Here is a 24,541-nt window from a genome sequence, read left to right on the forward strand (position 1 = left end):
TCTTTCCAACAAATCGGTTGTTTGGGCAGATTTTCTGATACTGCTCAGGCAATGAAGATATGGTTCGGCAGCATCCCCTGCGGAAAACTGCGTGGGATGGCACGGCGAGAAATTTGGGCCAAAAACGCCCGCTGACTGTTTTAAGCTACGGTTGCGGCTCTGCCAGGGCGAGGCTCATGAGTACAGCATTCTCGCGTTTGCCGTTTTCCGCGGGATAGTAATTCTTGCGCAAGCCATCCTCAGAAAAACCCAGTTTGCGATAGAGTGACTGCGCGGCGAGATTGGAGGCCCGCACCTCCAGCAATAGCCGCCGGATATCTTTGTGTCGCTCGTCGATAAGGCGGCGCAACAGCGTTTCCGCCAAGCCATGCCGGCGCCACTGGGGTACCACGGCCACATCGAGAATTTCCGCTTCGTCAAACAGCTGGCTGATTACACAGCAGGCGACAGTCTCACTGCCGCTGTTGAGTAGCCAGCACTGGTGCCCGGCTTTTAGGCTCTGCAGATATTGTGTCTCACTCCAGGGGTGGCTGTGGGCACTGAGCGCCAGATTGGCCAGAGCGGCACAGTCAGTCTCCTCGGCGAGGCGTAAATCCAATTTGGTGTTGGACAACATCATTGAGCGCGGGTCTCTGCGGGATAGGCTTTGCGCAGCAGCTGCCAGAGTTCGCGCTTGCGTTGCGGCTGTTGTAGCAGTTGCGACAGACTGGGCATGGGCAGGATGCGTATACCATCCCAGTTGTTGATATCGCTTTCCAGAGGCTGAGGTGTACAGAATTCCTGTGCCTCTTGCCCCATCAACCAGATCGACCGCACTGGATAGCGCGAGCAGGAGGCCTCCAGCCAACTGGAAAAGGTATCGCGGGCCTCCGACGCGTCTGCTGCTGGGCCGAAGCGGTTTTCTGCCATTGGCCAATGCAGACGCTCTTGCTGGCGCGGTAGCTTGTGCCAGTTAAGCGCTCGAACAATATTGCCGAACAGAGACTCTAGTGGCAGTGCGGCACCGGGCTCGTGGCTGTCTACTGCCAGCAGGGTTTCGCCGAGACGCCAGCAGTTGAGTACAAAGGGTTTCACTTGCTGGCTCGGCGCCGCCACCGGTATGGCAATAGTAGGTTTTGCCGGAGCCTGTGCTTTTGTCGCGCTAGTTAGTGCGTTGATCTCCGCCGCGACAGTATCACGCTCTTTGGTTGCCGGTGCGTCGACAATCTGTGCCGCAGACTGCGGCAGGGGGTTGCTAGCTAACGGCAGCGATTGGTCAGTAGCGGTATCAGGCTCCGCCGGTGGCAGCTTGGCCTGGCGGGGCTCGGGAGCGAGCGGTAATACAAAGCGCGGCACATAGCTGGCTATACCCAGTACCGACAAATATTCCGCTCGCTGCAGCTCGTTCACTTACACGCCCTGTTTCTTACTCTCACTGATGGCGAGCAAGTTTAACGCATCCATGTAGGCTTGTGCCGAGGCAATCAAAATATCGGTATCGGCGCCAACACCATTGACCAGACGGCCATCTCTCTCCAATCGCACGGTGACAGAGCCCTGGGAATCTGTTCCCTGAGTGACGGCGTTGACGGAATACAGTTTTAAATCTGCACCACTATCTACGATATGCTCGATAGCTTTGAAAGTGGCATCTACCGGTCCGCCGCCTTGAGCCTCAGTCTGGTGGGGCACACCATCGATGGATAGTTCGATAAAGGCTTGTGGCGCACTGCCGATTTTAGTGCGTACGTCCAGGTCGAGCAGCTTGAAGCGCTCGGCGGGTTCCTCGCGCAGGGCCACCAGAGAGTGCAGGTCCTCGTCGAAAATTTCGTGCTTCTTATCGGCCAGTTCCTTAAAGCGCTGGAATACCAGTTGGAACTCTTCGCCATCGCTAAAGGCGATGCCCAGCTCCTCATAGCGGGCACGTACCGCGGCTCTGCCGGAATGTTTACCGAGCACCAGGCGGTTTTGCCCCCAGCCCACATCTTCGGCACGCATGATTTCGTAGGTTTCGCGGTGTTTGAGTACCCCGTCCTGATGGATGCCGGACTCATGGGCGAAGGCGTTGGCACCGACAATGGCCTTGTTGGGTTGTACTGGGAAGCCGGTTACCGACGAGACCATGCGTGAGGTGGGCACAATATGGCTGGTGTCGATGCCGGTGTGTACCGGGTAGAGATCCTGGCGGGTCTGTACCGCCATCACGATTTCTTCCAGAGAGGCGTTGCCGGCGCGCTCACCCAAGCCGTTGATGGTGCACTCTACCTGGCGTACGCCGTTCATAACGGCCGACAGGGAGTTGGCCACTGCCAGACCCAGGTCGTTGTGACAGTGGGTAGAAAAGATGGCTTTGTCGGAGTTGGGGACACTCTCGATAACCCGGCGGAACATGGCACCGTACTCGCCCGGTTCACCATAACCGACAGTATCGGGGATATTGATAGTGCCGGCACCGGCGGCGATCACCGCCTCGATAATGCGATACATAAACTCCGGTTCAGAGCGACTGCCATCCTCCAGAGAGAATTCAACATCGTCGGTAAACTGGCGCGCGGTCTTTACGGCTTTCACCGCTTGCTGCAGCACATCCTCCGGATCCATCTGCAGCTTGTACTGCATATGAATTGGGGAGGTGGCGATAAATGTGTGAATACGCGAGGCGTTGGCTTTTTTCAGGGCCTCTCCGGCGCGCACTATATCGGCGTTGACGGCGCGAGCGAGGCTGCAGATACGAGACTCGGTCACGGCTTCGGCAACCGCCTGAACAGCTTCAAAATCTCCGGGGCTGGCAATGGCGAAGCCAGCTTCAATCACATCTACACGCATGCGTTCCAGCATACGGGCTATGCGCACCTTCTCCTCTTTGGTCATAGAGGCGCCGGGACTCTGCTCTCCATCGCGCAGAGTGGTATCAAAAATGACTAACTTATCTTTTTTGGTGCTCATTTCTGTTTTTTCTCCTTATTTGTTTCGAGGCTAAACAAGGGGCTTCGCCGCTGTCTACGCAACGTCCAAATAAAGTTGGGAATTCTGTTGAGGGTGGGGGGGAGAAAAATTATATGCCGCGCAAGGGCAGTCGTAGCGAGGAAGCTAGGGCGAAATGGCGAGGCTGAAAAGTACAGTTGTCAGTCTTCATGTGTGGCGATACCGGCAGCGGACTGGATTTCGCATATTATGGAGGTTTTTTAAGCTTGAGGTCAATGCTCATCCTAAATATTCATTAAAATCGTTTTTTATGGGTAATCACGTCCTAATAATTATGCTATTTGTTGGCTTGTTTTCTCTCTTGGGGTGTTTGCCCCAAGGATGAAGGATCCCGGGGGCGATGAGGAAAATATTGTTTCTACTTTGCAGTCCCTATGGGATTGCTGCCTTCCAGCTTGTTTAGAAATTGCCAGAGGTCACTGTGAAGCTGTTCCACCTCAGTACGAGTAATGGCTGAGTTTTGGATGTTTTGCTGCACCCACTGCTTGGCCCGTGGCTTTAATGCCAGACCAGCACTGGTGGCCGCCACTAGGGTGACCCGTTCATCCCATGGAGCGCGTTTTCTCTCTACCAGTCCATGTTCTTGCATGCGCTTCAAGAGGGGGGTGAGGGTGCCGGAATCGAGCATCAAGCGCTGCCCGAGAGCGCCGAGGCTTCTCTCATTATCCTTTCCGTCTTTTTCGACTTCGTAGTTTTCATCTTCACGTGCCCACTCCCAGAGCACCATCAACACAAGGTACTGGGGGTAGGTGATGCCCAGGTCTTGCAGCATGGGCTGATAGGCTTTCGTCATAGCCCTGGAGGCAGCGTAGAGGGCAAAACAGAGCTGGCGGTTGAGAGCCAGCTCGGAATCTTCGTCGCAAATCACAGTTACAACATCCGTTCGATTTCTTCCTGCAGGGACTCAGGGGTGTCTTTTGGGGCGTAGCGTTTAATTTCCTTGCCATCCTTACTGATCAGAAATTTGGTGAAGTTCCACTTGATGCCTTCGGTGCCAAGGAGGCCCGGTGCTCTTTTCTTCAGCTCCACAAACAGTGGGTGAGCCGTGGGGCCATTGACATCGAGTTTGGCGTAAACGGGAAAGCTGACGCCAAAATTCAGTTCACAGAACTCTTGGATTTCATCGTCACTGCCGGGTTCCTGTTTGCCGAACTGGTTACAGGGGAAGCCAAGCACGGTTAGGCCGCGGTCTTTATATTGATCGTAGAGGGCTTCGAGTCCTTTGTACTGCTTGGTGAATCCACACTTGCTGGCAGTGTTTACCACAAGGATCAGTTTGCCCTTGTAGTCCTCAAGGGAAGTGGTTTCGCCGCTGGCGGTCTTTACGGGGATTGAGTACAGGTCTGTCATGGTGTGCTCCGCTTTTTACATTGCACACAATTTTATTGTGCACAATTTGAAAAGCAAGGCTTTTTCAACTCAATGAATATAGGTGAGTTTAAGCATGGGGTTTATTATGAGAATGATTATCAATAATATTGTGCACTCCATAACGAATATTGTTTGTAGCAACTGAAAAGGACACTCCATGCGCCTTTCCCACTATCTGGCTTGCTTGTTTATAGCGTTGCTGGCCATTTCGATTACCCCCGTCCAGGCCCATCAAGGGGGGCTCTCAGATCAGGAACTGCGCCAGTTGATGCAAATGGCGGAGTATATTGGCGTTGATTACCCGGAGGCTGTGGCCGGAGGCAAGATAATCAATGCTGACGAATTTGCTGAAATGGAGGAGTTCGCCGGGCTGCTGATCGACCGTGGGCAGCAGCTAAAAGATTCCACCGAGGCCAGTGTTATTCGCGCAGAGGCCCAGGCCTTACAGGCGGCAATCCAGCGCAAAGCGGATATTGATGAAGTGCAGGTGCACACAGCCAGTTTGCGCCAGGGGTTGCTAGCTATTGCTCCGGCATTATCACTGCCAAGTGGATTAGTCAGTACTGAAGAGACTCTCGCGCTCTATCAGGCCCAGTGTATTGCGTGTCACGGTGTGGAGGGCCACGGCGACGGCCCCCTGGCGGCGAATCTGGAGCCTGCGCCGACCAATTTCCACGAGCACGAGCGCGCTGTTAATCGTTCTCTGTTGGGGCTTTACGATGCGATCAGCAATGGTATTGATGGCACCGCCATGACTGCTTTTGCTAATCTCACCGAGCAGCAGCGCTGGTCTCTCGCTTTTTACGTGGGTGGCTTGGCATTTGCCGGTGAAAGGGACCCGGCTGCGGAAATGAAACCTAGCTTGCAAGATATGGTGATGTATAGCCCACAGGTGCTGCGCAATGATCGTCCGGAAATTTCCTCGCAGACGGTGGCGGCACTACGCGCTGATCCGAGTGTGCTGTTTACCGCAGAGGCTTCGGTAGGCAGCACTCCCATTGATGTGGCGCGCACACAATTACAGGCGTCGCTACGGGCCTATCAACAGAGCGACTTCGCCAAAGCTCGCACACTGGCAATCAGCGCCTATCTCGATGGTTTTGAGATGGCGGAAAATTCCCTGAACTCTCTGGATGCAGACCTGCGCTTGGCCACTGAACGTGAATTGCTGGGTTTGCGCGCGCAACTTCACGCTGATAGCGACCCCCAACAGGTTCGGGCGCAGATTGAGACAATCCTGCAGCAACTAGCTCAAGCGGAGTCGCTAATGCAGGAGGGCAACCTGTCTGGTGCTGCTCTATTTATTGCCAGTCTGGTGATTCTTCTGCGTGAAGGGTTGGAGGCGCTATTGGTGGTGATTGCTCTGACTACCATCCTGGTAAAAACTGGCCGTCGCGATGCCCTCAAATTTGTGCATGTGGGCTGGGTCGGTGCCTTTGCCGCCGGCTTTGCCACCTGGATTGCGGCGCAGACACTGATCACCATTAGTGGCGCCGGCCGTGAGGTGATGGAGGGCGTGGCCGCCCTGTTGGCCGCGGTAGTGCTCTTCTATGTGGGCTTCTGGATGCATAGCAAAACACAAGCGGACGAGTGGCAGAAATATATCCGTGAAAGCATCAACCGCAGCCTGAGTACCGGTGCCCTTTGGGGTATTACAGGGCTGGCATTTATCGCAGTTTACCGTGAGATCTTCGAGACCATCCTGTTCTATCAATCTCTACTGGCGCAGACTTCTGCAGGTCATTATGGCACTTTGTGGACAGGGGTTGGCGCTGGTGTAGTTTTACTGGCGGTGATTGGTTTTGCCCTAGTGCGTTACTCGGTAAGCCTGCCGATCGGTAAATTCTTCAGCGTGACCACTTATGTATTGCTGGCACTGTCATTCGTACTTGCAGGCAAGGCGGTTGCCGCGTTGCAGGAGGCGGCCTGGATTGGTATTTCACCGCTGCCGGTGCAGTTTAGCTTCGACTGGCTGGGTATTTACCCAACTTGGCAGGGGATTGGCTTGCAAGCCTTGGTGCTTATCGGAGCGCTTTGGCTGATGAGAAAGGGGAGTGCTTCTACTGAGGCTCCAGCTAAGGTTGCTTAATAAAACACAGCCTGAAAGTATTGAAAATACCCGCTCCTAGAAGCGGGTATTTTTTTGCTAAAGAAGCCCCACTTAGAATCTGAATATGCCAATTACCCTATTTGGGTGTGGAGTTCGCAGCTGTTGCTGGACTTGAGCGAGATTAAACTCTGAATTTGGGGTTCGAATAAGGCACATTGTTTACTGGTGGTTAGTGACTACTGGTTAAATCGATGAATTAAGTATCACTTTGGTTGAGTTGCTCAGCTAAGGCTGATCTGTTTATATCCTTCGCTGCAATAGGCTGCCCTACGCTGATATGTACTTTGGGAAAAAAACTCATTTTTTTATGATTGGAGCTGCCTGAAATCTCATCGTGCAATCCCTTCAAAGTAAGGGGGAATATGGGGGTGGCCGTATGGGTTAAGACCTCCTTTAGTTGTCTTTCAATATCAGTAAATTCACTGTCACAGTGATCTTTAACGGGAAAGAAGCAGATTAATTCACCATTCCCTACAGCTCGACGTATTTCAGCTGAGAACTTCTCTTTATCTCCTGTTGCGTCGTAAAAAATGGGCGCAAGACTGTAATTGTTAAAAATAAATCGCAGCAAAGGAAATTGGTTAAACCCCTGGGGCAGAATAAAGCGAATCGGCCTCAGTAGAGTATCCATAAGCAGTTGGGGCGCCAGCCGGGCTGCTGGGCTGCAGACTAGCAATGCAGCTCCTGTGGCGGGAATGTGCTTGAGTTCTCCGTAGGAGGTACGGGCGAATAGATGCGAGGAAAGCCACACAAGTAAGTGCACAATAAATTCTGGTTGTTTGAAAAACAATAAAGCCATTACTGTACAGTTCACCAGAGCCATCAGGATAAATAGCTGCGGAATTGTAATTTTCAGTACGTCGAGAAAAAAAATACTAAGCAGCGAGATCAGTACAATAAATAGGGCGTTTAAAACATTGTTTAGGGATAGGACTTGCGCACGCACAGCGTAGTCGGTCCTGTCCTGCATGATTGTATAAAGCGGTACAATGAAGATACCGCCAAATATGCCCAGTAAAGCGGTATATATGAGTACGGCATAAGCGCCATCACTTTGCAGGTATTCGCTGATAGATGCCCCGGACAAGGTGTCAAACTGTGCAGTGGTTATACCGAGGCCCAGCCCACCTAGAGTGATCCCCAAGGCGCCGATAGGTACTATGCCAAATGTGATGCGCCCTCTGGAGAGTGCTTCGCACATCAGGGAGCCCGCCGCCACACCAATGGATAGGCAGCACAGAATAATGGTGATAACTGGCTCGCTCGCGCCTAGTACATTCTTGGTGAGGCTGGGCACCTGTGCTAGATAGGCTGAACTGACCAGCCAGAACCAGGAGCAGGCGAGAATAGCGTAAAAAACTGATGGATTCTTAACCGTTAGCCGCATTATACGCCAAGCTTGGGATATGGGGTTCCAGTCGATGCGTAAGTCTGGGGTCGGGGGGGGTGCTTGTGGGATCATTCGGCTGGCAAGATAGCCTAAGACGGCTATCACAACCATGATGGCTCCCAATTCCTCCAGTCCCGGTTGGCCCGGTTTTGTGTAACCGGCGAGTAGGGTACCGGCAATAGTCCCGACTAACACCCCGGCAAAGGAAGCCATCTGTGCCAATCCATTGCCTCCCATCAACTCGCTGCGCTTGAGGTGTTGGGGTAGTAGGGCATACTGCACAGGGCTGAATATAGCGGTGTGTGTTGCCATTAAAAACAACACAATAAAGTTCAGGATTTGGTTGTTATAAATAAGGCTATAGGCTCCCAGCAAGACAAAAAATATTTCCGCTAACTTCAATATCCTGATAATTCGGCTCTTGTCATATTTATCCGCTAGCTGGCCGGCCGTTACCGAAAAGAGAAAATACGGCAGTATATAAAAGCCCGTTGCGAGATTGATTAAGGCATTGGCCTCGGACTCCGCCAGACGAAATGCCAGCATCACCAGGAGTGCATTTTTGAAAATATTGTCGTTGAAGGCGGCACTGATCAATGAGAGAAACAGTGGCAGGAAGCGGCGCTTGGTAAAAAGGGTGAATTGGTTTTGCTGGGCCATTGGCGCCTTTCTTTAGTTGGGTTGCTTCCCTTGAACAAATCCAGTGACTAAACCATTGTATCAGTGCAAAAGTGAGTAACTAATAGCATAGGGTAAAGCTGAATCAGTGGATGCTTGGAGAGTAGGAGGAACTGCTGCCAACTAGTAGATGGAATCTGGTTTTATAGTGTTGATTGTTATTGTAAAAGAGTAGTTGTGGTTTTTGAGGTCTTTATCCTTAAATGGTGAGGCTGTCTTTGTAGGTTTTCTTTTTAAATATCGTCTTCTTTGTAAATGTTTTTTAAGGTTAATAATGTTCTTCTACTTAACTGGCTTTTTGTCTTCTTGATCTGTAATAGGGCTTGAGTAATGGGAGCGTTCTGATTCCTAAATATGCCCCATAACTGTTTTCTTCTTTTAATGGTTGTACTTGAATGATCTTGCTTGTCTATAAATAGACACAAAAGTTCCTCTTTTTTTATTGCATTTTCTATTTCGTTGAGAAGGTTGATATTCTTTTCTGTTTTTTCTGAATTGTAAATTATAGGTTGTGTGCCCCCCTTGCTAAGGGCAAAGCGTATTAATTTATGGTTGAATAATGATTGCGGTAAGATAAAACGAACGGGGCGCGGTATTATCTCATATAGGATTAGAGGTGCCCGGTAATTCATGGACGTGCAGATGATGAGAGTGGCTCCTTGTTCCGGTATCAGTTTCAAGTTTTCTCCTTGCACTCGAGCCACGACATTTGTATAGGCCCAGGTGGTTAGGTGCACTAACAGCTCGGGTAATTTGAAACAGATAAAAATTAATGCAAGGAGATTTAAAATTGCAAGGAATATTATAAGTTGGGTGATAGATATCTTTGCCGCATCTAGTAATATAATATTGACTATTGAGATTATGACAACGAATAGGGCGTAGGACATGTTATTCAGTGCAAGAATTTGTCCGCGTATTTGCTTTTCTGCCCGGTCTTGAATGATGGTGTAGAGTGGCACGATAAAGATCCCCCCGGAGAAACCCACCAATACTGTGTAGAGCAAAATTGAAACTGCATTGTCGCTCATCATAAATTCAGATATGGAAGCTCCAGATATAGTATGAAAACCTAGTGCGCTAAAACCCAGACCAAGCCCGCCCAGAGTTATTCCAAGGCCACCGATGGGTACTATGCCAAGTGTAATGCGGCCTCGAGATAAGGTATTGCACATAAGGGATCCAAGCGAAATACCAATTGTTAAGCAGCAAATCATCAGGGTAACCACGGGTTCGCTGGCGCCCAGTGTGTTTTTGGTGAAACTGGGAATTTGCGCAATAAAAGTTGTGCTGATTAGCCAAAACCAAGAACAGGCGATGATGGAATAAAAAACCGAAGGGTTCTTCATTGTTTGCTGTAAAATTTTCAGAGTTTGCTTTACTGGGTTCCAATTCACTTTTAAGCGGGGTGACAATGGTGGTGCTGGAGGTATTGCGCGGCTGCTTAAATAACCGAAAACTGCGATACCAGACATGACAAGGCTAAGATATAAAACCCCATGTTGTCCCGGCTTGATAAAATCTGCGAGTAGAGCGCCTACGATTGCACCGCTAAGGCTGCCAGCAAAAATTGCCATTTGTGCCAACCCATTAGCACCCATCAGTTCTTTTCGTTTCAGGTGTTGGGGCATAACTGCATAGCGGGCAGGGCCGTAGAAAGTCTCGTGGGTTGCTAATAGGAATAAAACTAAGAAGCTTAGCATCTTACTGTTGGCATACAGCGCAACAGCCCCCAGAAGTACAATGGGGATTTCTAGCAGCTTAATCAGCCTAATAAATTTGCTTTTATCGAACCTATCTGCCAATTGTCCCGCTGTGATAGAAAACAGGAAAAAAGGTAAAAGATAAAGTGCGGTTGCCAGATTGATCAGAGTATTGGCTTCGTTTTTTGCCAGCTGGAAAGCGAGAATAACTAAGAGAGCATTTCTGAAGATATTGTTGTTGAAATAGACAGTGATCAGAGTAAGGAATAGGGGGAGGAAGCGGCGTTTTCCCAATAGCTGAAACTGATTCTGTCGAGCCATTGCCACTTCCTTACATGAGACAGCCTATATCTGATTGGTTATCAGTCGGGGATTCATATTTGTTGAGTGATGCTGCGAATATTCCTTGTTAGACCCGTATTCGGTCATCGTGCTTTATAAGGTTCTGAAGATGGGGTTACATTGAAGGAAGTTTGGTTAAGCATAGGACAGCAGTAAGACTACAGTAGCCTTGGTCTGGTCAAATATCCTGGCGCGTAAGGGTTTTGATGACAGGGCTGGTGTTATCCCAGCCCCAAAATATGTGTTGATCTATTTTAATTCCCCGCGCAACTCCAGTACCTCATCGTGTAATGCCTCTACCTTGGCTTCAGGCGCTTTAATCGGAGCGCCTGCCACGACACTGACTTTGGACCAGAAGCGCTTTGGCAGGGTGGTGAAGGCGTGTCCACCTTTATGACTGAAGAAGCTGCCCCAAAGTCCGCGTAGGGCCATGGGGATTACTGGCACAGGGGTGCGCGCAAGGATTTTTTCAATGCCGGCTTTAAACGGTTGCATCTCTCCGTCTTTAGTGAGTTGTCCCTCTGGGAAAATACATAGCAGGTCACCATCTTGCAAACCCTGCTCAATGTCCTTGAATGCCTGATCATAGCCTGCAGGATCCCGTGACTTGGAGCAGATGGGAATGGCGCGCCCAGTGCGGAAGATAAAGTGTAGCACCGGGATTTCGTAAATCGGCTTATACATGATAAAGCGTATTGGGCGGCGTACGGCGCCGGCTAACAGTAGGGCATCCACATAACTTACATGGTTACACACGATCAGGGCTGGTCCCTCTGCGGGAATCTGCTCTAACCCTTGATGCTTAACCCGATACATTGTGTGGGAGAGCATCCAGATAAGTAGACGCATCGCGAATTCGGGAACCTTGGTGAATACAAAGATAGCCACGGCGGCGTTCATCAGGGCGATGACCAGGAAAAACTGTGGAATCGTGGCTCCTAGGATATTCAGGAACAAAATACCCAGCAGCGCTGAAACAACCATAAACAGCGCGTTAAGAATATTGTTGACCGAGATAATCTGTGCGCGAATTTCTCGAGGCGATCGGTCTTGCATCATAGCGTAGAGAGGCACAATGTAGAGGCCACCAAAAATACCTAACAATACGATGCAGATAAGAATAGTGAGGGCGCCATCGCTGTTGAAGAAAGCGCTTAAGGTGGGCTCTTGCAGTTCCTGAAAGCCCCCCCCGGCACTGGAAAGGGCGATTCCGGCAATGGTGAGACCGGCGGCACCCAGTGGTACTAGGCCCAATTCGATATGGCCGTTGGATAAACGCTCGCACAGCATGGAGCCCAGGGCAATACCGATGGTAAAGGCACACAACAATAGGGTGACAAGGGATTCATCTCCCCCCAGTACATTATTCGTAAAACTGGGTATCTGCGTCAGATAAGCCGCGCCCAATAGCCAAAACCAGGAGATGCCGATAATGGCATAGAAAATTGATGGGGTTTTGGCAGTAGTGCGCAGGATTTTGTTGGTTTGGGTGATGGGGTTTGGGTTGATATGCAAATTTGGCGAGGGCGCTGGACTTTGAGGAATCCAGCGGCTTGCCAAGTAACCGAATATCGCGGCCCCCATAATAATCAGGCTGAGGTAGAAGAGACCGTGTTCCCCTTGCCCGGTCAGTCCGGCGAGTAGGCCGCCCACAATGGTGCCGGCGAGGATACCAACAAAAGTACCCATCTCTACCAGGGCGTTACCACCGACCAGTTCAGAGCGTTTCAAGGATTGTGGCAGGATGGCGTACTTCACCGGGCCAAAGAAGGCGGACTGCACTCCGAGCAGGAACAAAACGGCAAGGCAGAGCAGATTACTGCCACTATAAAGCGCACCTATACCGAGGGAGCCAATAACGATCTCTCCCAGCTTGATCAGTCTAATTAAGCGGCTCTTATCAAATTTGTCCGCCAACTGACCTGCAGAGGCGGAAAATAGGAAAAACGGCAGAATAAACAGGCCGGCGGCGATATTAATTAGAGCATTGGCTTCGCTTTCCACCAAGCGAAAGGCGATCATCACGATCAACGCATTTTTATATACGTTATCGTTAAAGGCACCTAAAAACTGGGTGATAAAGAAGGGCAGAAAGCGGCGGCTGGCAAGCAGTTGGAACTGGGTGCGATGGGCCATTGGTGGTATCTCTTATGAAAGCACGCCATCCATCTTAAGCTATTGCGGCAAAGATTTGTCCATCCTGTAGTGTTGATGAAATGGATGGTACAAGAATGAGGAAATATTAGGAGAGAGGGAAACTTCGAGGAAAATATTGAGAGAAACCGGCCGCCGGGGCGGCCGGTAGAGCGGAAAGCCGGTAACAGATGGCAGGATTATTGCCAGCGATTACCAGATCTTCACGCGCTCCTCTTTCGGCAGGTACATACCGTCACCTTCTTTAATATCAAAAGCTTCGTAGAAAGCTTCGATATTGGGGAGGACCCCTTTCACTCGGTACTCCGCAGGAGAATGGGTATCCACCTTCATACGGCCGCTCAGAGCTTCATCGCGGATCTTGCTACGCCAAACCTGTGCCCAGCCCATAAATACGCGCTGATCGCCGGTGAAACCGTCGATGACCGGTGCTTCTTTGCCGTTCAGGGACATTTTGTAGGCTTTATAGGCGATGCCGAGGCCGGACAAGTCGCCGATGTTTTCACCCAGAGTCAGCTTGCCGTTGATGTGCTCATCTTCTAAGGGTTCGTAGGCGTCGTATTGGGAGACCAGCTTACTGGTAAGGCTCTCAAAGTTATTGCGGTCAGAGTCAGTCCACCAGTTATTTAGATAGCCCTTGCCATCGAATTTACTGCCCTTGTCATCGAAGCCGTGGCCGATTTCATGGCCGATCACACCACCGATACCGCCGTAGTTCACTGCATCGTCGGCATTCATATTAAAGAATGGTGGTTGCAAAATTGCTGCGGGGAACACGATCTCGTTCATTGCCGGGTTGTAGTAGGCATTCACGGTCTGTGGGCTCATGCCCCACTCACCGCGGTCGATGGGCTTGCCCAGCTTGTTGCGATCATAACTGGCCTCAAACATATTGGCTGCCAGCACATTGCCCACCAGGTTATCGGCATCTACCTTGAGTGCGGAGTAGTCACGCCACTTGTCCGGGTAGCCAATCTTGGTGGTGAAGTTTTCCAGCTTAAACAATGCCTGTTTGCGGGTGTCCTCACCCATCCACTCCAAGGACTCGATGGATTCACGGTAGGCGGCTTTCAGGTTGTCCACCAGCACAGTCATGCGCGCTTTAGCTTCCGGTGGGAAGTACTTTTCAACGTAGCGCTTGCCGACCAGCTCACCCACTGCGCCATTCACAAACTGGGTGCCGCGCTTCCAGCGGGGTTCCATCTGCTCTACGCCGTGGAGTTTGGTGTTGTAAAAATCGAAATGTGCCTGGGCAATCTCACTGTGCATGTAAGGCGCCATGGCGGAAAGTACCTTGACCTTCAGGTAGCGCTTCCAGGTGGCCATATCGGTGTCGACAATGATCTGATTAGCGGCTTCCAGGTACTCGGGCTGGCCCACAATAAAGCTGTCAGCCTTGGCCAGTTTGGCTGCGCTTAGGTAGCTGTTCCAGTCAACTGCGGGCATCAGCTTTTTCAGCTCCGCAGTGGATTTCTTGTTGTAATACTTTTCGGGGTCGCGGTTGTCCAGGCGTGTACGGTGATGCTTGGCGAGGCTCTCTTCCAGCTTGAAGATTTTCTTGGAGAACGCTTCGGCATTATCCAGCTGGCCTAACTTTTGGATTTCTACCAGATACTCTTTATAGGCCTTGCGCAGCCCCTTGCTCTTCTCGGTATCTTCGAAATAGTAGTCGCGGTCCGGCATACCCAGGCCGGCCTGCCACAGGTAGAAAATATAGTTTTCGACCTCTTTCAGGTCTTGGTAGATGCCGCCACCGAAGGGTACGTCGTAGCCGGCGATATCAGCGTAGGCGAAATAGTTAGTCAGATCCTTGCGGGTCTTAATTGCGTCGATTTTGGCGAGTTCGGAGGAGACAGCGGTAATGCCTTTCTTTTCAATCAGCTTTTCATTCATAAAGCTGTTGTAGAGGTCACCGATCTGCTTGGCATCTTTGCTGCTGGCGCCTTTACTGGCCTCCATGATCAGTGTTTTAACTTGTTCTGTGCTTTTGTCTCTCAGGGTTGTAAAGCCGCCCCAGAGGGATTTATCTGCTGGAATTTCGGTGTTCTTTAGCCAGGTGCCGTTTACATAGGCGAAGAAGTCATCCTGTGGGCGAACACTAGTATCCATCGCGGTGAGGTCGATACCGGAAGTGAGCTGCTGCTGTTCAGCAGTGGCCTTATGGTGGCTGGAGCCACTGTGATCGTGGGCGTGGGCTGTTAGTGACAGCTGGGTGCCGGCGAGAATGCCTGCAATAGCGACAGGTAGTAATAGTTTTTTCATTTCGGCTCTTTTGGCTAAATTTTGCACAGTTGTATCAAACGTACATGGTAAAAGGGGACAGTAAGGTTGGGCAAGAGGGCTGCGTTTAGCGGCGGATGGATTGCGGCAGATGGTGGCTTGGCTAATTTGGTTAGGAGTTACAAATTTAGCGAAATTTCTTAGTAAAAAGCCCCACAGAGTGGGGCTTTTGCGAAAGAGTGGGTCAGTCGGGTAGATTGAAGGTAATCGGCAGTGAGAAGCTGAAAGTCTCCTCGCCCAGCTGGGAGGGTACTGCGGGGTATGGCGCCGCTCTCTCTACCGCAGCGCGAGCTTCACGGTTGAGAGTTCCAAAGCGGGATTCTTGCACTGCCTGAATCTCCTCTACTTCGCCGCGGGTGTTAATAACCACATTCAGGCGCACACTACCTTCCTGGCCCCGCTCCTGGGCGCGTTTCGGATAGCGAATATGACGGTAGGTGTGGCGCAGTAGGTTGGAAGTGTAAATTTGGCGAGCCAAGATCATACCGGCGGTTAGGGGGGCCTCTTCTTCCTCCTCAAACTCCTCATCCATTTCTGCCAGCGCTATATCCTCGGGGCCGTTTGCGGCTAGTTGGATAGGCTCGCCGCTACTTTCGTTTTCCTGCTGCAGGGGGGCTTCCTCTGTCTGTGAGAGCCCATCGGTGGCTTCAGTCTGAGCTACCTGCTCTGTGATTTGCTCGGCCACCTCCAACACTTCGGAGCTTGCCGGAGTCAGAGTCATGGTGGGCGGGGCGAGATCCACCTCAACCAGTGTGGGCTTGGATAGCTCCTCCTCTTTCTGTGGTGCCTGCGCCGCCGCCAGGGCTTCCTCTTGGCTAATCAACTTCAACTGCAGCTCGGCGATCCGCTCGCTGCTGGGCTCTAGGCTCTCAAAAGTGGAGCGCAGGGAGTCGGGAATATTTCCGGCAGAGAGCAGTCCGTCACGAAAATCTGTCGAGGGGGGGACAGGGCCGATCCAGGCGCGCAGCAGGGTATTGAAGAAATCCGGATTGGCTATCTCACCGAGGGTAATGCCATTTAGGGAAACCGAGGTGATACCGCTGTCGGCAGCAAAATCGATGGCTAACTGGTCCCCGCGGTGTAGGCGGCCTTTAAACAGGTTGGCGAAGGTCACCATATCCTCCGCCTGACTGCTCAGGGTGTCACCGCGGTTATTGATGGCGATACTTTCCATCCACTGGTTGCGGAAACGGCGCGCGGGCAGGCTTTTGGCGAGCACCCGTACTTCCAGGCGCCGCGGTGTCTCTGGGTTGTAAAGGCCGGCTGAATCACTAGAAAGACTCTCCGAGTAGACAGCGGCTATATAGAGTTCTTTGTTAAATTGTTGTTCGAGCGCAAGGCCATTTAAGAGCGGTGCAGCTGAGGTAGTTACAGCAAATGTTAACACCCAAAGTGAGAAGACAATTTTTATCGATTTCATTGTTCTATGGTGTCTGCATATCCGGACACTCGGGTCCCGGTAATTAAGATTGAGGTGTCCCTCCCCGGTGCACACAAATCAGATGAAATAGTGCGCATTCAAAGTGTGAGTGAGCACACTGTACTCAACACTTCGCCTAACTCTACTGCAACTGGAATGGAGTTCAAGCCTGGAGAGGTTAGAATGCCCCCCTTCGCAGGATCGCGGGTGCCGAGTGGGAAACGATTGTCATAGCCAACGATGTGTGTGGCAGATCGATATCGTTTAGAATCCAGCATCGCCAAGTGGCATCGGCCACACTTTTAGAAAAAATGGAAAAGTTTTCACTAATTTTGCGGTATCTATGGAAACCAAGCCCCTTATTGACTATCCGCGGGAAGCTGTCGATAAGCTTCTTAACGTCATTCATCTGTTTCGAGATATTCGTGCGGCCAGTGAGTGGCAGTACGATGTATTGTTAAAGCGCTCCCGACTTTTGAGTTTGGAACCTGGTGAACAGCTGCTGCGCGCCGGCGACGTGGATCAGTGGGTTTTTTTCCTTTTGCGGGGAGAACTGCAGGTTCAAGTGGAGGGCAATGGGCTTAATGGCGAGCGTCCCCTGGCGGTTATTCGCCCAGGGGAATTATTTGGCGATCTCTCTATGTTGTTGGCAGAGCCTCGTAGCGCGAATATTTTTGCTGCGCACAATAGCCGCGAGACCCAGGTGCTCGGGCTCGATTGCTCCCTGTTTGGGGATCTTGAAGATTTCACTCTGCTGCAGTTGCCAACAAAATTGACGTTTTATCGCAATATGGTGCATTCGCTGCGCTGGAAGTTGGAAGTGTATCGCTCTAAGTACCCCAGCCATCAACTGGCCGACAGCCATCGCAAATTAAAGCTTTACACCGGGCCAAAGAATAGCCGCGAAGAGTTAGTTGCCCTGGCCGAACAGGCAAGGGCTCTGGCCAGAATACTTCTCGATTGGAATGCGGAATTTGGTTCCGGTGAACTGATTGATGATGAGTCAGACATGCTGGGTTTTTTGGAATCGATGCTGTCTTAATTCTCACTAAATGATGCGGTTGGAGTGCCCTGTGAAGACAGTCTGACCGATTTCCCCTCTTTGCTCCACGCGAAGCACCTGTCCCTTCTTATACTCAATTTACTCAGACATCGACTGATGTTACCGGCCCCGCAGCCTTGTCAGCTGGTCTATTTCTCTGAAAATTCAATTTAGGAATACGACTGGGCTGTGTAAAATTTGGCCTACTCAAAACACTGCGCCAGCGTTGCTGCCGGCCGCTTTATTTGTGCCTGACAGGTTTCTATTTATGAGTGCACTGGTATCTATCTGGTCTAACCGAAATTATCGAATCGCATTACTCGTTACCCTACTGGCCCTTGCCTGGCTATTCAGTGGAGTTTTGCTACCTGAAGAGGATAGTGAGAGTGCGAATTCCGCCGAAAAAGCGGGGATTGTTCCCGAGGCGGCGATGCGGGTTCAGGCCCGGCGGATTGAGGCTCAGTCCTACGCGACACGGGTGTTGGTCAATGGGCATACCGAAGCAAATCGCAGCGTGCGCCTGAGAGCGGAACTGGATGGTGTTATAGCCCGGCTGCCAGTGCCAGAGGGAAGCCAAGTACAACAGGGTGAGGTGATCTGTGAAATCGAAGCGGAGGACCGTCTGGAAAAACTGGCCCTGGCCGAAGCCGCGCTCAATAAAGCGCGTCTGGATTATGCTGGCGCTGAGCGGCTAAAAAAGAAAGGCTTGCAGTCTGATACGGCCATGGCTCAGCAGAATGTTGCTCTGGCGCAAGCGCAGGCGGATTTCACCTCGGCCAAGGTGATGGTGGATAACTTGAAAATCCGCGCGCCTTTTGCCGGCGTGGTCAATAAGCGCGCAGTAGAGCTGGGTGATTTTATTCGCCGGGGAGAAGAATGTGCGACCCTGCTGGATTTGGATCCAATTCTGGTAGTTGGTGAGGTCTCCGAGAATCAAGTGGGCAATTTAGTGCCCGAGGGCCCGGCCAGTGCAGAATTACAACGTGGTATTCCGGTTCAGGGTAAATTGCGTTACATCAGCCAGCAGGCTCAAGAGATCACCCGCGCTTACCGTGTCGAGGTGGCAGTGAATAATCCCGGCAACTTGCTGCGCGGTGGTTTAAGTGGTCGCTTGGCTCTGCCCACCGGTGAAATACTGGCACACCATATTAACTCCTCACTACTGACTCTGGATGACAGCGGCACACTGGGTGTGCGGGTGCTCAATGAAAACAATCGGGTCGATTTTATCAATGTCACTTTGGTGGGTGATGGAGACGGGGGTGTTTGGGTCAGTGGCCTGCCGGACCCGGTTACTCTGATCACCGTCGGTCAGGAATATGTGAGCCAGGGCGATATTGTCAAGGTGGAAATGTCACCACCAGAACCTGCACTCAGTGTGCAATCCCAGCCTGTGGATATCACCCCTGAGCCGGTTTCAGTGCCCAGTGCACAGGATGATCAGGAAGGTAACTAGCGATGAAATTATTGGAGAATGCGATTGCGCGCAATCGCAGTGCCATTTGCCTGATGTTGCTGATTGTCTTAGTGGGGCTTGTGGCCCGCGGTGCTATGACAATTGAATCTAGCCCTGAAGTGAATCCGCCATTTGTCATGGTGCAGGTTACCCATGAGGGGATTTCTCCTGAGGATGGCGTGCGCCTTTTGGTGCGCCCCTTGGAGCAGGAAATCCGTGCGGTCGAGGGAGTTGTCGAGGTGATTGCGGTCGCCCGTGAGTCCCTGGCCTATATCGTGGTGGAATTTGACTCCGCAATTGATGTGGATGATGCGGTGGATGATATACGCAACGCGGTGGAGAGGGCCCGTGCAGAGCTGCCAAGGGATGCGGAAGAACCCACCGTTGAGGAGGCATCGGCGCAACCTTTTCCCACCATTGTGGTTACCCTCTCTGGGGAAAAAGTTAGTGAGCGGGTACTGCTCAGTAGTGCCCAGTTACTTAAGCGCAAAATAGAAAATATCAGCGATGTATTGAGCGCAGATCTACACGGCAATCGCGAAGAGGTAGTCGAGGCAACTATTGATCCGGTGCGCCTGGAGCACTATCAGGTGACCAGTGCAGAGCTGATTAACGCGGTGCTGGGTAATAACTTGCTGATTCCCGCAGGAGAATTGGATACAGATCGCGGGCGCTTTTCTGTCAAAGTTCCCGGCCTGATTGAGAGTGCACAGGATGTTTATGAGATCCCGTTAAAGAATTCGGCAGATGGCGTTGTTACCCTGGGTGATGTGACCGATATTCGCCGCACCTTCAAGGATGCTGTGAGTTTTACCAGCATCAACGGTCGCCCCGGTCTCGCTATTAATGTCGAGAAACGCAATGACGCCAGCTCCGTAAATGTGGCAGATCGGGTCAGATCGGTTGTGCAAGAGGAGCTGGGAGCTTTACCCCAAGGCGTAAAAGTGGAGTTTGTTTTTGACCAGTCCAACTTTGCGCGGGATATGGTCAGTGAAATGCAGGGCAATATTCTTACTGCAATGCTGCTGGTAATGATTATTGTGGTGGCTGCCCTGGGTTTCCGCTCAGGCATTCTGGTTGGATTGGGGGTGCCATTCTCGCTGCTGTTCGGTTCTATCGTCACCTGGTATCTGGGGTACTCCTTTAATTTTATGGTGATGTTCGGCATGTTACTGGCCCTCGGTATGCTGATTGATGGTTCCATCGTGATTACCGAATTTGCCGATCGAAAAATGGCAGAGGGTTTGAGTGCTCGTAACGCTTATATCGCATCGGTCAGTCGTATGTTTTGGCCGGTTGTCGCCTCAACGGCAACTACGCTCGCCGCTTTTCTTCCGATAATGCTGTGGCCGGGAGTGGTCGGCGAGTTTATGCGCTACCTGCCGGTGACTGTCTTTGCGGTATTAGCGGGATCACTGCTCTATGCACTGTTTTTTGCACCGGTGCTGGGCGCTTTATTTGGCAAAAGTAATTTAACAGCTTCAACGCGTAGTTACTTAAAGCAGTTAGAGGAGGGGCAGCCCACGCTCCTACCGGGAATTACTGGTTACTATGCCCGCCTCTTGGCTTTTGTCTTGCGTCGCCCAGGGATGGCCTTTACCACCACAATTGTTCTCTTGGTCTGCATATTTATTGCTTTTGGCCGCTTTGGTGCCGGGGTTGAATTTTTCACCGAGACCGAAGAGCAGTACGGCAATGTTGAGATTAGAGCGCAGGGCAATCTCTCCATGGCGGAGAAGAAAGTGCTGGTCGCCCAAGTGGAAAAAGCGGTCCTGAGTATTCCAGAAGTACGTATAGCGCACACGACAATCGGTTCCGGTGGAATTTCCGGTAACTCCGATCGTGCCCCGGACCAGATTGCCAATATGTTGGTGGAGCTGCTGCCGGCTGAAGAGCGCGAGCGGCGCAGCCGGGAAGTTTTCGAAGATATTCGTGCACGCACAGCAAATTTTGCAGGGATCAAGGTTACGGCTAACGTAATGGAAGGCGGCCCGCCAGTTGGCAAAGATATTGTGTTAGAGCTACGCGGGCAGAACTATGAAAAATTATTGGCCGAGACTTGGCGACTACACCGGGCAATGGAAGATGATTTCGGTGGATTACGAGATATTGTCAATACTGCACCACTCCCAGGGATTCAGTGGGAGGTGCGGGTGGATCGTGCCAAGGCCTCCTTGTATGGAGCTGATCTGACTGAAGTAGGACGAGCGGTTCAGCTGGTAACCAATGGTGTGCGAGTGGCTGAATACCGTCCCGATGATACTGATGAAGAGGTGGATATTCGTATTCGTTACCCGCAAAGTGCTCGCGGTATAGCCGCTCTTGATCAACTCAAGGTCAATACTCCGCGCGGTACAGTGCCTATCAGCAGCTTTGTACATACAGTGGCCATGCCGAAAGTAGACAAAATTGAAAGGATCGACGGCATTACCCGCATGCAAGTAAAAGCTGACGCCCAGGAGGGTGTGTTGCCAGACGATAAGGTCAAAGAAATCCGGGCTTGGCTTGAGCAGAATCCGGTAGATCCAAGCGTGGAGTTATTATTTCGCGGTGCGGATGAAGAGCAGAGTGAGTCCTTTCAGTTTCTAGGGGTGGCTTTTCTACTTTCACTGTTTTTGATGTTTATCCTGTTGGTAACCCAATTCAACAGTTTTTATCAGTCATTGCTGATCTTGTCTTCGGTGATTATGTCGACGATTGGTGTGATGTTGGGTTTATTGCTTAGCCAGAGCACCTTCAGTGTCATCATGACTGGAGTGGGGATTGTTGCCCTCGCGGGGATTGTGGTTAACAACAATATTGTTTTGATCGATACCTATAACTTTGTACGTAAAAGTGAGCCTGATCTTAGCCCCGCAGAGGCGGCTCTCAAAGCTTCCACGCAGAGGTTACGCCCGGTATTTCTCACTACTGCGACGACGATTTTAGGTTTGTTGCCGCTAGCCCTAGGTGTGAGTGTCGACATGGTAGGACGAAATGTTGTGGTCGACGGTGTAATCGCATCATTCTGGGTCAAACTGGCCAGTGCTATCGTCTATGGATTGTCCTTCTCCACACTCCTGACGTTACTGGTGACCCCGGTTCTTTTGGTTTTGCCTGGGCATTTGCGCAGCAAACTCTCTTGGAGAAAGTTAGCAGGTCCTCGATTGAGCTAGCAAATTCAGTATTAAATTATTCTTGTGATCACTTTTTGCGGGGCTATAGCCCCCGTTTCTTTATGGTGAATAAGAGGCTTGATTAAAAATTGGAGCAGAATCTGGAGGGAAGGTTGGGAAACAAGTTAGAGACTGGAATATGTCGCTGGCCGGAGGAAATTATCAAACTTAGCCGTGAATTAGCAGGGACAAGTCTACGGCAAGTGATTGGTAGTTTTATCCAGAAGCACCAACTGCCAGCAGATTTTTCTCATGAGATAGAGGCCTATTACTTGCCATTGGCTTTATGGCTCATGAAAAGACACAAGGAAGGGCAGACCCTGGTTGTGGGGATTAGTGGTGGGCAGGGCACTGGCAAGTCAACGTTATCAGACTTTATTTGCCTGATACTGGCGAAACAGGGGTTCAACTGCTGCACTTTTTCTTTGGATGACATTTACCTGACTCATTCCCAGCGGCTGCAGCTCTCCGAAGAGGTTCACCCGCTCTTGCGCACCCGAGGAGTACCGGGCACTCACGATGTTCAATTGGGGTTAGATACTCTGGATGCTCTTTGCAGTGCTGGAGATCAATCACAAGTTTCTCTGCCGCGTTTTGATAAATCCAAAGATGACAGGGTGCCCAGTAACCTTTGGCCTGTGTATAGTGGCAAGGTGGATATTGTATTACTTGAGGGATGGTGTCTCGGCGCTAAGGCATCGATAACACCAATTCAGCCTATTAATTCATTGGAGAGGTTAGAGGACACTTCCGGCAGCTGGAGACGTTTTATTAATCAGCAATTGGAAGGGATCTATCGCGAACTATTTCAGCGCGTGGATATCATGGTGATGCTGTGTGCTCCTGGAATGGAGTCAATTTTTGAGTGGCGCAAACTACAGGAACAAAAGTTACGTAAACGCACAGGGGCGGGGATGGAGGAGTCTGAGCTGGACCGCTTTATTGAGCACTATGAACGGATAACACGAAATCTGTTAATTGATATGCCTAACTGGGCCGATTGCATTTTGTATTTGGGGGAGGATCACCACATACGCGCGGTCAGTATTGGTGTTCAAATCGGTCAGTGCAAAGGATAGCCCCCGGGCTTGCCGGGGGCGGTTCAGCGAACGCTGTTGTTCCCGCTGAACAAGCTAAGTGAGTTACTTATTACTTAGCCTTGGGCGGACGACCACGGCCGCGCTTTACAGGAGCAGCTTCAGTTGCAGCTGGGGCTGCGGCTTCGACTTTTTTGGGGCGCCCTGGCTTTTTCTTGGCTGCTTCGCTTTTGGCCGGGCGACCGGGCTTCTTTTTCGCAGTTTCTGCCTTTGGCGGGCGGCCGCGACCGCGTTTTACAGGAGCAGCTTCAGTTGCTGCGGCTTCTGTTTCTGCTTTCTTTGGACGGCCAGGCTTTTTCTTGGCAGCTTCGGTTTTGGCTGGACGACCGGGCTTTTTAGCTTCTTCGGTTTTCTTTGGGCGACCCGGCTTTTTCTTGGGCTCTTCAGTAGTGGCTGCAGCCTTAGGAGGACGGCCTGGCTTCTTCTTAGCTGAGTCAGCTTTGGCTGGGCGACCGGGCTTTTTCTTTACCGCAGCAGCTTTTTTCTTCTCTGCAGTGGCAGCTTTCTTGGCAGCAGCTGCAGCTTTTTTGGCTTCTGCTGTAGCTTGCTTCTTCTCTTCGGTTGCCAGCTTCTTGGCGATAGCGGCTTCTTCTTTAGCGACGACTTTGGCTACTTTAGCTGCAAGCTTGTTTGCAGCTTTAATGCCGGCCAGCTCTTCTTTTGCTTCTGCAGCGGCAGTTTTGGCCTCTGCAGCGGCAGTTTTGGCTGCAGCAGCAGCATCACGCGCTTTTTTCAGCTGGTTTTGCTGGGCCGGGGTTTTCTTCTTAGCGCGGACAGCGGCAACTTTTTCTTGAGTCGCTTTAGCTTTTTCTGCGGTTTTCTTGGCACTGTTTGCCAACTTTTCTACTTTAGCGGTCAGGTCCTTCTCTTGTTTGAGACGGGCACTTTCCAGTTTTGCGGTAAGGGAGCGCAGCTCCGCTTCCAGCTGTGCAACATCGCTAGTGGCGACTGCGGATACTTTTTTTGTAGCCATTTAAATTTCCCTGCAAATGTATTGTTTTGTTAAATGGGGGCATTCCTATCAATTATTCTCAGCCATCTTCCCAGTGAAATGCACTGTCGAAGACGTCTGTTTTCGGCAGAAAACAATTGATAGTGAGTCCCCCCAAGTGAGCGGCGCTAATTGCAGCTTATTTGTATACCTAAATGCAAGTGTTTTATATGGAATTTTGCTATTTCATGTAAAAAAAATCGTTTTTTTTTATATATTTTCAATTTGAGGACCTAAAAAGAGAGTCGTAGTAGGTATTTGCGCAGTAAAGAAGGCTTTTGTTTTACTCTCGTTGCATAAACTGAAAGGTGTAATTGCAAGTGAATAGTTGAGTAATTTCCTATGGTTTATTGATGACTCTCGTTTTTGTATAAGAGATTAAACTGGA

16 protein-coding genes are annotated in these 24,541 nt (G+C 50.9%); 5 read left to right on the forward strand and 11 right to left on the reverse strand.

Translation table 11 applies throughout. The features are described 5' to 3' along the window. Window positions 1–145: 145 nt before the first annotated feature. From rimI to ACJJIB_RS04505, 5 genes are all read right to left on the reverse strand, one after another. Window positions 146–619 (reverse strand): ribosomal protein S18-alanine N-acetyltransferase, encoded by a 474-nt coding sequence (rimI, locus tag ACJJIB_RS04485; protein WP_444888004.1) that lies wholly within the window; start codon window positions 617–619, stop codon window positions 146–148. Beyond that, the gene (locus ACJJIB_RS04490) at window positions 616–1,389 is read right to left on the reverse strand and encodes a uracil-DNA glycosylase family protein (RefSeq protein ID WP_444888005.1); all 774 of its coding nucleotides are present in this window, start codon (window positions 1,387–1,389) and stop codon (window positions 616–618) included. Before ACJJIB_RS04490 ends, rimI begins: the two co-directional genes overlap by 4 nt. Continuing rightward, a complete protein-coding gene (locus ACJJIB_RS04495; protein ID WP_252084541.1) occupies window positions 1,390–2,925 on the reverse strand; it encodes a 2-isopropylmalate synthase in 1,536 nt (511 codons plus the stop codon). 397 nt (window positions 2,926–3,322) lie between these two features. After that, entirely contained in the window at window positions 3,323–3,832 is a 510-nt protein-coding gene (locus ACJJIB_RS04500; RefSeq protein WP_444888006.1) for a MarR family winged helix-turn-helix transcriptional regulator, read from the reverse strand. Between the two features lie 2 nt (window positions 3,833–3,834). Beyond that, window positions 3,835–4,314 (reverse strand): glutathione peroxidase, encoded by a 480-nt coding sequence (locus tag ACJJIB_RS04505; protein ID WP_444883748.1) that lies wholly within the window; start codon window positions 4,312–4,314, stop codon window positions 3,835–3,837. 178 nt (window positions 4,315–4,492) lie between these two features. Between ACJJIB_RS04505 and ACJJIB_RS04510 the strand changes: the two genes are divergently transcribed. After that, window positions 4,493–6,424 (forward strand): cytochrome c/FTR1 family iron permease, encoded by a 1,932-nt coding sequence (locus tag ACJJIB_RS04510; RefSeq protein ID WP_444888007.1) that lies wholly within the window; start codon window positions 4,493–4,495, stop codon window positions 6,422–6,424. Window positions 6,425–6,641: 217 nt separating this feature from the next. On the opposite strand, the gene ACJJIB_RS04515 is transcribed toward ACJJIB_RS04510, so the two are convergent. The 5 genes from ACJJIB_RS04515 to ACJJIB_RS04535 form a co-directional block, all read right to left on the reverse strand. Continuing rightward, window positions 6,642–8,495, reverse strand: a complete 1,854-nt coding sequence (locus ACJJIB_RS04515; protein WP_444888008.1) for an MFS transporter — start codon at window positions 8,493–8,495, stop codon at window positions 6,642–6,644. 251 nt (window positions 8,496–8,746) lie between these two features. Next, window positions 8,747–10,537 carry an MFS transporter gene (locus ACJJIB_RS04520; protein WP_444888009.1) on the reverse strand — a complete coding sequence of 597 codons (1,791 nt, stop codon included), beginning with the start codon at window positions 10,535–10,537 and terminating at the stop codon, window positions 8,747–8,749. 270 nt (window positions 10,538–10,807) lie between these two features. Then, a complete protein-coding gene (locus ACJJIB_RS04525; protein WP_444888010.1) occupies window positions 10,808–12,694 on the reverse strand; it encodes an MFS transporter in 1,887 nt (628 codons plus the stop codon). Window positions 12,695–12,904: 210 nt separating this feature from the next. Continuing rightward, window positions 12,905–14,974: a M13 family metallopeptidase gene (locus tag ACJJIB_RS04530; RefSeq protein ID WP_444883753.1), complete on the reverse strand. Its 2,070-nt coding sequence runs from the start codon at window positions 14,972–14,974 to the stop codon at window positions 12,905–12,907. A 202-nt stretch (window positions 14,975–15,176) separates the two neighbouring features. Further along, on the reverse strand, window positions 15,177–16,412 hold the full coding sequence (locus ACJJIB_RS04535) for a TonB family protein (RefSeq protein WP_444883754.1): 1,236 nt from the start codon (window positions 16,410–16,412) through the stop codon (window positions 15,177–15,179). A gap of 343 nt (window positions 16,413–16,755) precedes the next feature. Between ACJJIB_RS04535 and ACJJIB_RS04540 the strand changes: the two genes are divergently transcribed. The 4 genes from ACJJIB_RS04540 (at window position 16,756) to ACJJIB_RS04555 (ending at window position 23,144) form a co-directional block, all read left to right on the forward strand. Further along, window positions 16,756–17,454 (forward strand): cyclic nucleotide-binding domain-containing protein, encoded by a 699-nt coding sequence (locus ACJJIB_RS04540; RefSeq protein WP_252084550.1) that lies wholly within the window; start codon window positions 16,756–16,758, stop codon window positions 17,452–17,454. Between the two features lie 268 nt (window positions 17,455–17,722). Further along, window positions 17,723–18,910, forward strand: coding sequence for an efflux RND transporter periplasmic adaptor subunit (locus ACJJIB_RS04545; RefSeq protein WP_444888011.1), 1,188 nt, complete (start codon window positions 17,723–17,725; stop codon window positions 18,908–18,910). A 2-nt stretch (window positions 18,911–18,912) separates the two neighbouring features. Continuing rightward, window positions 18,913–22,065, forward strand: coding sequence for an efflux RND transporter permease subunit (locus tag ACJJIB_RS04550; protein ID WP_444883756.1), 3,153 nt, complete (start codon window positions 18,913–18,915; stop codon window positions 22,063–22,065). A gap of 113 nt (window positions 22,066–22,178) precedes the next feature. After that, window positions 22,179–23,144, forward strand: a complete 966-nt coding sequence (locus ACJJIB_RS04555; protein WP_444888012.1) for a phosphoribulokinase — start codon at window positions 22,179–22,181, stop codon at window positions 23,142–23,144. A 70-nt stretch (window positions 23,145–23,214) separates the two neighbouring features. Here the strand turns inward: ACJJIB_RS04555 and ACJJIB_RS04560 are convergent, their stop codons facing one another. Beyond that, complete coding sequence (locus ACJJIB_RS04560) at window positions 23,215–24,135, reverse strand: hypothetical protein (protein ID WP_444888013.1); 921 nt, start codon at window positions 24,133–24,135, stop codon at window positions 23,215–23,217. Window positions 24,136–24,541 lie beyond the last annotated feature (406 nt).

It is taken from the genome of Microbulbifer mixtoriginis (SeqCode), assembly GCF_052467705.1.